The 12,292-nt window shown below is 66.4% G+C and carries 13 protein-coding genes; 9 read left to right on the forward strand and 4 right to left on the reverse strand.

The features are described 5' to 3' along the window. Positions 1-312 (forward strand): 2-oxo acid dehydrogenase subunit E2 (locus ABUE31_RS13655; protein WP_367724192.1); only part of this gene is annotated, 312 nt, incomplete at its 5' end. 30 nt (positions 313-342) lie between these two features. Here ABUE31_RS13655 and ABUE31_RS13660 read toward each other — a convergent pair. Both ABUE31_RS13660 and ABUE31_RS13665 read right to left on the reverse strand, forming a co-directional pair. Continuing rightward, complete coding sequence (locus ABUE31_RS13660) at positions 343-1,017, reverse strand: HAD family hydrolase (protein WP_367724193.1); 675 nt, start codon at positions 1,015-1,017, stop codon at positions 343-345. Positions 1,018-1,064: 47 nt separating this feature from the next. After that, positions 1,065-1,709, reverse strand: a complete 645-nt coding sequence (locus tag ABUE31_RS13665) for a hypothetical protein (protein WP_367724194.1) — start codon at positions 1,707-1,709, stop codon at positions 1,065-1,067. Positions 1,710-1,889: 180 nt separating this feature from the next. Between ABUE31_RS13665 and ABUE31_RS13670 the strand changes: the two genes are divergently transcribed. The 5 genes from ABUE31_RS13670 to ptsP are packed head-to-tail and all read left to right on the forward strand — an operon-like array spanning position 1,890 to position 6,627. Then, positions 1,890-2,327 (forward strand): transcriptional regulator GutM, encoded by a 438-nt coding sequence (locus tag ABUE31_RS13670; protein ID WP_367724196.1) that lies wholly within the window; start codon positions 1,890-1,892, stop codon positions 2,325-2,327. Positions 2,328-2,381: 54 nt separating this feature from the next. After that, positions 2,382-3,170, forward strand: coding sequence for a PTS glucitol/sorbitol transporter subunit IIC (gene srlA, locus ABUE31_RS13675; RefSeq protein ID WP_367724197.1), 789 nt, complete (start codon positions 2,382-2,384; stop codon positions 3,168-3,170). 20 nt (positions 3,171-3,190) lie between these two features. Beyond that, positions 3,191-4,204, forward strand: coding sequence for a PTS glucitol/sorbitol transporter subunit IIB (gene srlE / locus ABUE31_RS13680; RefSeq protein ID WP_367724198.1), 1,014 nt, complete (start codon positions 3,191-3,193; stop codon positions 4,202-4,204). A gap of 19 nt (positions 4,205-4,223) precedes the next feature. Further along, a complete protein-coding gene (locus ABUE31_RS13685) occupies positions 4,224-4,607 on the forward strand; it encodes a PTS glucitol/sorbitol transporter subunit IIA (protein ID WP_367724199.1) in 384 nt (127 codons plus the stop codon). A gap of 37 nt (positions 4,608-4,644) precedes the next feature. Then, on the forward strand, positions 4,645-6,627 hold the full coding sequence (gene ptsP / locus ABUE31_RS13690; RefSeq protein ID WP_367724200.1) for a phosphoenolpyruvate--protein phosphotransferase: 1,983 nt from the start codon (positions 4,645-4,647) through the stop codon (positions 6,625-6,627). A gap of 51 nt (positions 6,628-6,678) precedes the next feature. On the opposite strand, the gene ABUE31_RS13695 is transcribed toward ptsP, so the two are convergent. Further along, on the reverse strand, positions 6,679-7,479 hold the full coding sequence (locus ABUE31_RS13695; RefSeq protein ID WP_367724201.1) for a hypothetical protein: 801 nt from the start codon (positions 7,477-7,479) through the stop codon (positions 6,679-6,681). Between the two features lie 179 nt (positions 7,480-7,658). Here ABUE31_RS13695 and ABUE31_RS13700 point away from each other — a divergent pair, with 179 nt between their 5' ends. Next, positions 7,659-8,678, forward strand: a complete 1,020-nt coding sequence (locus ABUE31_RS13700) for a sugar-binding transcriptional regulator (protein ID WP_367724202.1) — start codon at positions 7,659-7,661, stop codon at positions 8,676-8,678. Between the two features lie 24 nt (positions 8,679-8,702). Here ABUE31_RS13700 and ABUE31_RS13705 read toward each other — a convergent pair whose 3' ends face one another. Continuing rightward, complete coding sequence (locus ABUE31_RS13705; protein ID WP_367724203.1) at positions 8,703-10,058, reverse strand: UDP-glucose dehydrogenase family protein; 1,356 nt, start codon at positions 10,056-10,058, stop codon at positions 8,703-8,705. Between the two features lie 331 nt (positions 10,059-10,389). On the opposite strand from ABUE31_RS13705, the gene ABUE31_RS13710 reads away from it, so the two are divergent. Both ABUE31_RS13710 and ABUE31_RS13715 read left to right on the forward strand, forming a co-directional pair. Further along, entirely contained in the window at positions 10,390-11,397 is a 1,008-nt protein-coding gene (locus tag ABUE31_RS13710; RefSeq protein WP_367724204.1) for an ATP-binding cassette domain-containing protein, read from the forward strand. Beyond that, positions 11,394-12,206, forward strand: coding sequence for an ABC transporter permease (locus ABUE31_RS13715; RefSeq protein WP_367724205.1), 813 nt, complete (start codon positions 11,394-11,396; stop codon positions 12,204-12,206). The genes ABUE31_RS13710 and ABUE31_RS13715 overlap by 4 nt, the downstream gene beginning before the upstream one ends. Positions 12,207-12,292 lie beyond the last annotated feature (86 nt).

Consider the following 12,292-nt stretch of genomic DNA (forward strand, 5'->3'; position numbering starts at 1 on the left):
GACCTTGCCGCACGCGCCAGGAACAAGAAGCTGAAGCCGGAAGAATACCAGGGCGGCACGACGGCGGTGTCCAACCTCGGCATGTTCGGCATCAAGGACTTTGCCGCCGTCATCAACCCACCGCATGCGACGATCCTGGCGGTCGGCGCGGGCGAGGAGCGGGCCGTCGTGAAGAACGGCGCGGTCACGGTCGCCACCGTGATGTCGGTGACGCTGTCGACGGACCACCGCGCGGTCGACGGCGCGCTCGGCGCCGAACTGCTCGCCGCCTTCAAGCGCCGCATCGAAAACCCGCTCGGAATGCTGGTATAGTGTAAAAGCCTCCCCGGCCGGGGAGGCTTTTTAGCGCCCCAGGAAGCCCCGCGCCGTCAGTTCGTCGCGCACGGCATTCCAGGTCGCGCAGGCCACGACGGCGCCGCGCGACATCAGCTTCTCGCCGTGGCCGGCATAGGTGTGGCCTCCGCCGGTATAGCCGATCGCCGTCATGCCCGCCGCAACGGCCCCTTCCACGCCGAGCGGGGAATCCTCGATCACCGCGCAGCGCGACGGGTCCGCCCCCATCCGTTCTGCGGCGTAGAGAAAGATGTCGGGCGCCGGCTTGCCGCGCTTGACCATCGAGGAACTGAAGATCGCATCGCCGAAGAACGCCAGGAGGCCGGTGATCTCGAGGCTGTGGTTGATGCGCTCGATCGACGACGACGACGCCACGCAGCGTTCGGCGCCCAGCCCGTCGAGAAAATGCCTCAGCCCTTCCGTCTCGACCAGCTTTTCCGTGAACAGCCGCTTCGTTTCGGCCCAGATGTCGTCATGCGCATGGTCCGGAAACCGGTGGCCCGTCAGTTCCTGGATGCGAACCAGGATGTCCGCCTGCTTCATGCCGATGCATTGCGCGATGATGTCGGCGCCGACGCCGTCCATGCCATGCTTCCGGTAGACCCGTTCATAGGCTTCCGCCGCCAGGGGCTCGCTGTCGACCAGCACGCCGTCGCAATCGAAAATGATCAATCTGTCCGCCACGCCAATCGTGTTCCTGTCCTGTGGTTGCAGTGTCTGCCGTCGAGCCGTCAGCGGGGATTGCCGAAACGGATCGGGCGCGGCCGCGACGGCGCCTCGAGTGCTTCGACCATGGCCGGCCGGGAGGACGGATCGTCGGGCAGCAGCCAGTTTGGCTCCGCGCCGAGGAAACGGTCCAGGAAGGCCACCGCATAGGCCGGCATTTCCTCGACGTTCTCCCGGTAGGACCACCAGGTCCTGAGGTCGTCGGCGCAGGTGTCGATTGCCGGCGCCTCGCCGAACTCCTGCTCGTATATGGCGGCGATCGCCGAAACGCAGAAGTTGGTGTAGAGGAAGCCTTCCGGCCAGAACGCGACGATCTCGGCCATCTCCGGCCCGGCTGCTGCCGACGGTGGTGTCCCCTGAACCGCCTTCGCCGGCTCCTGGCGGATCAGTTCGCGCAGCACGAGGCCGGCCGCGAAGATGACGAAGTCGGCGCGGTCGACCTTCGCCAGGTCCTTGCGCTTCTCCATGGTCTCGACCCAGTCGAGGAACGCCCGCGTGAGCTTCGCATCGTCGATCTCGAAGCGCAGCCCGTAGGTCGCGCCGACCAGGCGGGCGTGGCTGCGAAAGGTCATGCGGAACCAGCGCAGCCGCCTCAGGCGATGCCCGAGATCCGGCATCAAAGCCAGTTCTTCCTTGAAGCGCAGGTCCATCGGCCTCTTTTCCATCCCGGAGCCTTACCACCGCCTCCGACGTCGGCCAATCCGGCAACGAAGTGTGGGGATCGGGCCCAGTCGAAATTATACACATTGACATTACAGAAAACAAATGTTCTCTGATTGCCGGCTCCGGGGCACATTTTTCGAGCCCGGGAAACGGCTTGGGAGGAAGCCATGGCAATTTGGCAATGGGGGTTGCTGGCGCTGTTTTGCGTTTGGGCGCTGCAGTCGCTCGGCGTTTGGCTGCAGATGCGGCATTACACCGACGTCTTCAAGGGCGTGACCCAGCAGTTCAACGACGGCTTCGTCGGCGCCGGAAACTTCCGCGGGCGCTTCTCCAAGGGCACGATCGTGGTGATCGTCGTCACCCCGGATCTGATCGTTCGCCGCCTGCTGGTCATGAGCGGCCGCACAGTCTTCACCAAGTTCCGCAGGCATGAAGAGTTCGAGGGGATGACCCTCGAGGGGCTCCGGTCCAATCCCGCAGTGCTGGGAGAGGGGGAACCGGGCGTGGCCGAGGCCGTAAAAAGGGCGATCGAACAGATCGATCGCGCGCGGTCGGAGCCAGGGAGGCAGCCGGGCTTGTCCGGCTTGAACGCAGCTCGCGCATAGCGCAACCGCCGTTGCCGACAGGGACAAGGAGGCAAGGCGGCTGAAGGAGGAGTTATGTCAGTCTTTTCAATGTTGGCACAGCATGCCGACATGGCCGTCCAACACCTGCATGTGGCAGGTGCGATGGTCTCGGATGCTGCAATTCACCACGGCGCGGCTGGGCTCGACCATACGCGCGACAACCTCATCGTGCTCGCGCAAGCGACCACGGACGCTCCGGCGGCGGCTCCTGGCGGCGGCATCTCCGTCGAGGAGTTCAAGGACCGGCTGCAGCATGTGCAGCAGGAAGAACAGCTCGGCTGGCTGACCGCCGCCGGCAAGTACTTCATCGGCATCTTCCAGAAGGGCGGCGAGGTGTTCGCCGGCTTCGTCACCGGCATCATCCCGACGCTCGTCGTTCTGATGACGGCCTTCTACGCGGTCACCGAACTGGTCGGGGAGCAGCGTGTGCACGGCATCGCACGCGGCGCAGGACGGATCGCGCTGACCCGCTATACCGTGCTGCCGGTCATCTCTGTCTTCTTCCTGACCAACCCGATGGCCTACACCTTCGGCTCGTTCCTCGAGGAAAAGCACAAGCCGGCATTCTACGACGCCGCGGTCTCCTACGTGCACCCGCCGCTCGGCCTGTTCCCGCATGTCAATCCGGGCGAATACTTCGTCTGGGGCGGCGTGCTGGTCGCGCTGCTCGAGCTGGAGCGCCAGGGCGCAGTCGCCTCGGGCTATCACATCCAGGTCGCCATCTGGTACGCCATCGTCGGCCTGATCGTGATCCTGCTGAAGGGCATCCTCACTGAGCGGATCACGGCCATCATGGCCCGCCGCCAGGGCGTTGAACTCTAGTTCGGGGCCGGGAGGACATCATGGCAAAGTCTTACAAGGCCGTAAAAATCTCACGCGGTTCGACCGGCTGGGGCGGTCCCCTGGTCATCGAACCGACCGAGCAGCGCAACAAGATCGTGTCGGTGACCGGCGGCGGCATCCATCCGCTTGCCGCGAAGATCGCCGAACTGACCGGGGCCGAGGCCGTCGACGGCTTCAAGGCGCCGCCGATCGAAAGCGAGATGGCGGTGGTCGTCGTCGATTGCGGGGGCACCGCGCGTTGCGGCGTCTATCCGCGCAAGCGAATTCCGACCGTCAACATCACGCCCGTCGGGCAGGCAGGCCCGCTCGCGCAGTTCATCACGGAGGACATCTACGTCTCCGGGGTGAAGCCTGAAAACATAACGTTGGCGGACGGTTCCGAAGCCGTCACGGCCGCAGGGGAGTCAGCGGAGTTGAGCACTGCACCAACCGATTCGCCGGCTGTGAAGGCCGCCAACGTCGCACCGGAAGTCGAAGGCGGGCTCGTCGGCCTGATCAGTTCGGTCGGTCGCGTCATGGGTCGCGTCGTCGGCATCTTCTTCAACGCCGGCCGCCGCACCATCGACCAGGTCGTGCGCAACGTGCTGCCGTTCATGGCGTTCGTGACGATGCTGATCGGCCTGATCCTCTACACCGGTATCGGCGACCTGCTCGCCCAGCCGATGGGACCGCTGGCCAACAACATCATCGGCCTGCTGATCATCTCGGCCATCTGCGGCCTGCCGTTCCTGTCGCCGATCCTCGGCCCGGGCGCGGTGATCGCACAGGTGATCGGCGTCGCCATCATCGGCCCGCAGATCGCCAACGGCACCATCTCGCCGGCAATGGCCCTGCCCGCGCTGTTCGCCTACAACACCCAGGTCGGCTGCGACTTCGTGCCGGTCGGCCTGGCGCTCGGCGAGGCCAAGCCCAAGACGATCGAGATCGGCGTGCCGGCGGTGCTCATCAGCCGCCAGATCATGGGCCCGGTTTCGGTCCTGATCGCCTGGGCGTTCAGCCTGGTCGTCCTGTAAGCCAAGAAAGGTTCGCCACATGTCTGTACTGCTCAAGACGAGGGTCACCGCAATCGGTCCCGAAGTGGCGGACCTTGCCGAAGGCGGCGTGGTCATCCTGTTTGCGGATGGCTCGCCCCCCGAACTGGCCGAGGTCTCGGTGCTGCACAGCGCCGAGACCGGGCCAAGCGACGACGCGCCGACCAAGGGCGCGTCGATCGCGATCGGCGACGTCAGCGCCGAGATTACCGCCGTCGGTCCAGCCGCCTGGAACAAGGTCCGCGAAATCGGCCATGTGGTCATCAATTTCAATGGCGCCGCCGAAGCCGAGCGGCCCGGGGAAATCTGCGCGGCCGTTGTCGACGCGCAGGCACTGGTCGGCGCCCTGAAGACCGGCGCCGTCATCGTCGTCGCGGCGGCCTAGTCGCCCACAAACCGTACAGTTATCTAGGATAGTGCCCATGGAACGCTCGACAATCGTCAGAGTGCACGACGGACTTCACGCGCGCCCCGCGACCCGATTTGTCCGGCTCGCGAAAAGCTTCGAGAGCGATGTCGAGATCGTCAAGGACGGCAAGTCCGTCAGCGCCAAGAGTTCAGTCAAGCTCATGCTGCTCTCGGTGAAGGAGAACCAGGAGGTTACCGTGCGCGCCGACGGCGCCGACGCCGCCGAAGCCATCGAGGCGCTGATCGGCTATCTGGAGAACCCCCGCGCCGGGCTCGACGAGGATGCAGAGACAGAGGATCAGCCCGCCGCTCCGGCTGCGCCAGTTCCAGTCGCCCGCCCTGTCTCCGACGATAGCACCGATGGCCGCCTGCGCGGCATTGCCGCCAGCGAAGGCGCCTCGGTAGGCCCCGTGTTCGCGCACTTCCCCAAGGAGATCAGGCCGCAGCCGCACACGCTGCCGGCGCACGCGATCCCGGCCGAGATCGAGCGGCTTCACGCCGCCGTGAGCCTCGTTCGCAAACGCATGGCCGACGCGCTGGCGGACGCCACGCTCGCCGAAAGCGATCGCGCCATCGTGGCCGCGCTGATGGACATCGCCGGCGACGAAGCGCTGATCGACCAGGCCGAGCGCTGGATCGGCCAGGGCATGGACGCCGTGTCGGCGGTCATCGGCGCGACCGATGCAACGGCGGCCGAGTTCAGCGCGGTCGAGGACGGTTATCTGGCTGCCCGCACCGACGACATCAACGCCGTCGGACGCCAGATCGCGCTCGCGCTGCTCGGCGAGGAAGAAGCCGACCTGTCGACGGTGCCCGAAGGCGCGGTGCTCGTCGCCGACGACATCGGCGCCTGGGATCTGGCGCGCGCACCGCTCGGCCGCATCGGCGGCATCGTGTGCGGCAAGGGCGGCGCGACCTCGCATATTGCCATCATCGCGCGGTCGCACGGCATTCCGGCCGTGCTCGGGCTCGGAGAGGCCGTCAAGGACCTGGCCTCGGCCAAGGAGATCGCCATCGACGGGGCAGCCGGCTGGGTGGCGGCCGAGCCCGATGACGCGGTGCGCGCCGAAATCCTGCGCCTGACCGGCGACGCCCTGCGGGAGCGCGCCGCGCTGGCGGAGTTCCGGGACGCCGTGCCCAGGCGCGGCGACGGGACCGTCATCGAGGTCGCCGCCAATCTCGGCTCACTCGAGGAGATCGACCCGGCCAAGGCGGCCGGCGCGATGGGCGTCGGGCTGTTCCGGACGGAGCTGCTCTTCATGCGGCACGCGCATCTGCCGTCCGAAGACCTGCAGGCCGAAACCTACGCCACCCTCGCCAAGGCGTTCGCGCCATGGTCCGTGATCATTCGCACGCTCGACATCGGCGGCGACAAGCCGGTCGCCGGCATCGAGTTTCCGGACGAGGAGAACCCCTTCCTCGGCTGGCGCGGCATCCGCATGTGCCTCGACCGGCCGGATATCTTCAAGACACAGCTCAGGGCCCTGCTGCGCGCCGCCGTGCACGGCAACGTCAAGGTGATGCTGCCTATGGTGGCCGAGATCGCCGAGGTCGAACGGACCAAGGTTCTGATCGCGGAGTGCGAGGCCGAACTGGCCGAGGCCGGCGTGCCGACCGGACGCTTCGAACTCGGCGTCATGATCGAAACGCCGGCAGCGGTGCTGATCGCGCCGCAACTTGCCCGGCATGTCGCCTTCTTCTCGATCGGCACCAATGACCTGACGCAATACGTGATGGCGGCCGACCGGCTGCATCCGGCGGTCGCGCATCTCAACGACGTCACCAATCCTGCGGTGATGGCCGCCATCGCGATGACGGCCAGAGCCGCGACGGATGCGGGCATCATGGTTGGCATGTGTGGTGAGGCAGCCGGGCGCGCCGACCTGATTCCGGAGTTTGTCCGCCTCGGGCTGACGGAGCTCAGCATGAGCCCGTCCTCGATCCTGCGGGCCAAGAAGACGATCACGGAGCTTGTTCCGGAGACGCCGGCCGATTGAAACCCGGCTCAGAAACCGCAGGAGGCGACGACGGGTGTGGCGCCCATGACGCTAGTTGAGATGGGTAAGCAGGCCGGCGAACAGCGCGGTGAGCCTGTCCATCCGCTCATCGCCATCGAGCGCGGCGCGAATGCGATCGCCGCGCGCGCCAACGGCAAGCGACGCGATCTCCATCAGTTCCGCCGCGGGGGCGCCTTCCATGTCGAGCGTGGCCAGCCCGCACGCGATGGCGATGGCCGCGAGCGCGTTCGACGCGACCACGCCATCGGCCCCTGTCGATCCGTCCGCCCCGACCGGCGCCAGCCTGACCGGCCCCTTGCGAACGAGTTCGACGAAGAGCGACGCGCACAGCGCTGCGACCAGTTGGATTCGCTCGTCCCTTTCCGTTTGCGCGTGCAGCCTCGCGATCGGTCCGGCGGAACCCTTCTCGAGCTTTTCGTGGACCGCCGCGAAATCGCTTTCGAGAATGCGGAAGTCGCTCAGGCCGTTCTTCACCAGCGCCAGCTTGGCCAACCGGTAGAGATCGCGCCTGAACGCCCGTTCGCCATCCAGCGTCGCGTCGCCCGGCCCGCGGAAATAGGATTGCAGCGGCTGCGGGCCGGATCGCGACGCCCCTCCCGCTCCGGGCCGCGGCGCGAGCCCTTCCGCGATCGTCATGACGTCGTCGAAGGCGCTCGCCGCGTGTCCGAGCAGGCCCTCGATCCCGCGAACCGGAAGAGGCTGCCCATTGGCGTCCGCCGCCCGGCCTTGGCCCGGCGCGTGATCGTGCCTGTGCTGGCGCACGATCGAGCGGAAATCGCGCAGTCGGTCCTTCACCAGTATCCTGACGTCTTCGGACAATTCTCTGAGCATGTCGATTTCCTATCGGGCGCCTGGCCCCATGATACAGGCGTTCATCGCGCGCTCCAAGCAAATGCGCTAGCTGTGTACGCGACGAATCTCCAATTGCATTCATGCCCTTGCATGCGGTCTAAGCGGACGACAGGCTGGCCTGAATTCCTGGCCGGATGGCGGATTTAGCGGGGAATCCCATGGTCAAAGGCCCCAGCCCCTCGGGCGCACGCAAGAAAGCCAACGGCGACGAACCGGCAGCGCCGGCGAATGACCGCAGGGCCGACAGGCTGCGGGTGCGCGCCGCCTGGATGTATTTCATCGAACAGATGACACAGAACCAGATCGCCGACGTGCTCGGCGTGGGCCGCATCACGGTCGTGCGCATGCTCGCCGAGGCGCGGGCCCGCAACGAAGTCAAGATTGCGATCGAGAGCGAACTTTCCGAGATCGTGCGCCTCGAACGCAGCCTGGAGGCGACGTTCGGGCTGCAGCAGGCCATCGTCGCTCCCCTGTCCAACGCGCAGGCGGACCCCATTCCGGTGATCAGCGCCAGGACCGGGGCCTTCCTGTCCGAGGTCATGCGGCCGGGCATGCGGGTCGGCGTCGGCTGGGGTCGAACCCTGTTCAGCACACTCTCCTTCATCAACCCCAAGACCCTGCCCGACTTCAAGGTCATTTCCCTGCTCGGCGGCGTCGGCGTCGCACGTCAGATCAATCCGGCCGAATTCGCCTGGCGCTTCGCCCAGGCGTTCCAGGGCGAGGGCTACCTGATCCCAGCGCCCGCGGTCGTCGACAGCGTCGAAACCAAGATCGCGCTGATCGAACGCTGCGGCCTCCAGGACATCTTCCGCATGACCGACGAACTGGACGCCGTGCTGCTCAGCATCGGCGGCATCCGCTCGGCCACCACCTTCTACCGGGGCGGGTACCTCAAGGAGAGCCAGCGCGAGGAACTCGTCGCGCGGGGAGCCGTCGGCGACGTCCTGTTCCATCCCTTCAACGTCGATGGCGAAATCGTCGACCATCCGATCAACAATCTCGTCATGTCGGTCGACGTCGACCGGTTGCGCAAGGCGCCGATGCGCATCCTCACCTCGGGTGGCCCCGAAAAGGTCGAGGCGCTGATCGGCGCCTTGAAGCTGCTGACGCCGACGGTGCTGATCACCGACGAGGAAAGTGCGCGCCGCATCCTCGCGTTGCGCGGGGGCAAGGCCTGACGTCGCACGGGCGGCCGGCGGCTCCTAGGAAGCGTTCGCCTTGACGCTGAGCCTGACGGGGCTGAGGTAGTCTTCGGTCGGGCGGCCGACGCCGACATAGGCGAAGCCGTGCCCCTTCACCTCGTCCTTGCGGTAGATGTTTCTGAGATCGACCAGCAACGGCGTCTTCATCACCTGCTTCAGCCGCTTGAAGTCCATCGCGCGGAAGGCGTTCCATTCGGTGATGATGACCAGCGCCTCGGCGTCCTTGGCGGCATCGTAGGGATCGCTCGCGAAATCGACGTTCTCCATCATCGTCCTGGCATGCGCCATGCCTTCGGGATCGTAGGCCGATATCTCGGCTCCGGCGTCCTGCAGCGCCTGGATGATGGTCAGCGCCGGCGATTCGCGCATGTCGTCGGTGTTCGGCTTGAAGGTCAGGCCGAGGATGGCGATCTTCTTCTCGCTGACGTCGCCGCCGCAGGCCGCCACGATCTTGCGCGCGATCGAGCGCTTGCGCGCGGTGTTGACCGCGACCGTCGTCTCGACAAGCCGGAGCGGGCTGCCGAAGTCCTGCGCGGTCTTGGCAAGCGCAACCGTATCCTTCGGGAAGCATGAGCCGCCGTAGCCCGGGCCGGCGTGCAGGAACTTCGAGCCGATGCGCTTGTCGAGGCCGATGCCCTGGGCCACCTGCCGAACGTTGGCGCCGGTCTGCTCGCAGAGGTCCGCTATCTCGTTGATGAAGGTGATCTTCATCGCGAGGAAGGCGTTGCCGGCGTACTTGATCAGCTCCGCGGTCCGCCTTCCGGTGAACAGGATCGGCGCCTGGTTGAGATAGAGCGGACGGTAGACCTCGGTCATCACCGCCTCGGCGCGCTCGTCGGAAAGACCGACGACGATGCGGTCGGGCCGGCGGAAATCGTCGATTGCCGCGCCCTCGCGCAGGAACTCGGGATTGGAGACGACCGCAACGTCGGCCGCGGGGTTCGCCTTTTTGATGATCTTTTCGATCTCGTCGCCGGTGCCGACCGGGACGGTCGACTTCGTCACGACCACGGTGAAGTCCTTGAGCAGCGGAGCGATCGTGCGGGCGGCCTCGTGGACGAAGGACAGGTCGGCATGGCCGTCGCCGCGGCGCGCCGGCGTGCCGACCGCGATGAAGATCACCTCGGCGCCCTCGACGCCGCCGGCGAGATCGGTCGTGAAGGAAAGCCGGCCCGCCTTGACGTTGCCGGCGACCAGGCTGTCCAGCCCGGGTTCGAAGATGGGGATCCGGCCGGCCTGCAGCGCCGCGATCTTGTCCTCGTCCTTGTCCACGCAAACGACGTCATGTCCGAAATCGGCGAGGCAGGCGCCCGACACCAGGCCGACATAGCCACTGCCTATCATCGTGATCCGCATTCGTAAGGTCCTTTCAGCTATTCGGACGCCGCAAGCTGCCAACCCTTTGCGGACCGTGCGGCGGACAGCAATCTATCCGGTTTCGAGGTTTCGTTCCATCCGGGGCGTCCTGACCCAGGGGCAGGAGATTTCGGACGTCCAGCCCGCTTGGCCCGACATCGCGGCACGCCGGCAGCCTCGGGGACGGAAACCGCAGATGTCCTGATCTGTCAGGAGAGGAGCCGCCGCCGGCGTCCAGAGGTTCCAAACGGCTGCGCGAGGCTATATATGCGACCGCTTGCCGCAGGGCGTGGTCGTCAAGCGCCATCCCGAAAACCCCGGATCGAATGCGATGAACCAGATTTCGCCAACAGCACGACTGTCCGCCACGCCAGCCGATCAGGCAATCGTCGCACGCGGTCTTGTGAAGGCCTTCGGCGAACTGCGCGCCGTCGACGGCATCGACCTCGATGTGCCGCGCGGCATGATCTTCGCGATCCTCGGCCCGAACGGCGCCGGCAAGACGACCCTGATGCGCATGCTCGCGACGCTCTCGCGCCCGGATTCCGGCGCAGCCACGGTGATGGGTCACGACCTGCTGCAATCTCCCGACGGCGTGCGTGCTTCGATCGCGATGACCGGCCAGTTCGCCTCGCTCGACGAGGATCTCACCGGCCGCGAGAACCTGATCCTGCTCGCCCGCCTCTGGGGCTTTCGCGGCCGCGCCGCGAAGGCGCGCGCCGACGAACTGCTGGCCGCGTTCGACCTGTCGGACGCCGCCGGAAAGCAGGTGAAGGCCTATTCGGGCGGCATGCGGCGCAGGCTCGACATCGCGGCGTCGCTGATCGTGACGCCAGGAGTGCTTTTCCTCGACGAACCAACGACCGGCCTCGACCCGAAGGCGCGCAAGGACGTCTGGCGGATGATCCGCGGACTGGCCAATTCCGGCGTCACCATCCTGCTCACAACGCAGTATCTCGAGGAAGCCGACCAACTCGCCGCGCGCATCGCGGTCATCGACCATGGCCGGAAGATCGCCGAAGGCACCAGCCGCGAGTTGAAGGCCGCCACCGGCTCGGGCTTCCTGCATGTCGCGCTCGCCGATCCCTCGCAGCTCGACGACGCCGCGGCCCTGCTGGAGCGGCGGCTCGGCCAGACGGTCCAGCGCAGTACCGAGGGGGCCGAGCTTTCGGTGCCCGGGAGCACGGCGCGGGCGGCGAACGAGGCGCTCACCGAACTCATGTCGAGCGGCATCGAGATCTCCGACTTCTCGATGGGACAACCGAGCCTCGACGAAGTGTTCTTCGCCCTCACCGGCCAGCCTGCGTCAGAGGAGAACAAGAAGGAAGAAGCCGCGTGAACGACACAGCCTCCACCCAGCTTCTGCGGCGGGTCGACCGTCCCGCGCCGCCCTCGGCGTTTTCCAACGCGCTGGTCTTCGGCTGGCGCGCCGTGCTGAAGTTCAAGCACGTGCCGGAGCAGCTCTTCGACCTGGTCATGACACCGATCATGTTCACGCTTCTGTTCACCTTCGTGTTCGGCGGCGCGCTGGCCGGCTCGCCGCGCGAATACCTGCAGTTCTTCCTGCCCGGCATCCTCGTGCAGACCGTCGTCTTCAACTCGGTCTATTCGGGCATGGGGCTGTCGACCGATCTGGGCAAGGGCCTGTTCGACCGCTTCCGCTCGCTGCCGATCTGGTCGCTGTCGCCCTTCGCCGGCCTGATGGTGGGCGACATCCTGCGCCATCTGATTGCCGGCGGCATCATCCTGGTCATCGGCCTGATCCTCGGCTACCGGCCGGAAGCCGGTGTCGTCGGCGTCATCTCGGCCTTCGCGCTGCTCATCGCCATCGGGTTCGGCATCGGCTGGATCTTCATGGTGCTCGGCCTGCTGATCCGCACGCCGATGACCGTGATGACGATCGGCTTCACCGCCATCTTTCCCCTGGTCTTTGCATCCAACATCATGGTCGATCCGGCAACCATGCCGGGCTGGCTGCGCGTGTTCGTGGAGGTCAACCCGGTCTCGCTGATGACGACGGCGATGCGCGGCCTGATGAGCGGAGACGCGACGGCGGCAGAGATCGGGCTTGCGCTGATCGCGCCGGTGGCTCTCACCGCCGTCCTCGCCCCGCTGACGCTCTGGCTCTACGTCCGCAGCGATCGCTGACAGGCCGCTACCCGCCCGAACGGACCGTCGCGGATCGCCGCGCCCGATCACGTCGCCTTTCACGGTTGCAATTCCGCGTGAAACCA

It is taken from the genome of Mesorhizobium marinum, assembly GCF_040813675.1.
Lineage (GTDB): Bacteria > Pseudomonadota > Alphaproteobacteria > Rhizobiales > Rhizobiaceae > Mesorhizobium_K > Mesorhizobium_K marinum.

Coding starts and splice junctions, on each gene's coding strand:
- ABUE31_RS13665 (WP_367724194.1), bottom strand. CDS start 1,709: ATGGACCTGCGCTTCAAGGAAGAACTGGCTTTGATGCCGGATCTCGGG.
- ABUE31_RS13710 (WP_367724204.1), top strand. CDS start 10,390: ATGAACCAGATTTCGCCAACAGCACGACTGTCCGCCACGCCAGCCGAT.
- ptsP (WP_367724200.1), top strand. CDS start 4,645: ATGGAACGCTCGACAATCGTCAGAGTGCACGACGGACTTCACGCGCGC.
- ABUE31_RS13705 (WP_367724203.1), bottom strand. CDS start 10,058: ATGCGGATCACGATGATAGGCAGTGGCTATGTCGGCCTGGTGTCGGGC.
- srlA (WP_367724197.1), top strand. CDS start 2,382: ATGTCAGTCTTTTCAATGTTGGCACAGCATGCCGACATGGCCGTCCAA.
- ABUE31_RS13700 (WP_367724202.1), top strand. CDS start 7,659: ATGGTCAAAGGCCCCAGCCCCTCGGGCGCACGCAAGAAAGCCAACGGC.
- ABUE31_RS13670 (WP_367724196.1), top strand. CDS start 1,890: ATGGCAATTTGGCAATGGGGGTTGCTGGCGCTGTTTTGCGTTTGGGCG.
- ABUE31_RS13685 (WP_367724199.1), top strand. CDS start 4,224: ATGTCTGTACTGCTCAAGACGAGGGTCACCGCAATCGGTCCCGAAGTG.
- srlE (WP_367724198.1), top strand. CDS start 3,191: ATGGCAAAGTCTTACAAGGCCGTAAAAATCTCACGCGGTTCGACCGGC.
- ABUE31_RS13695 (WP_367724201.1), bottom strand. CDS start 7,479: ATGCTCAGAGAATTGTCCGAAGACGTCAGGATACTGGTGAAGGACCGA.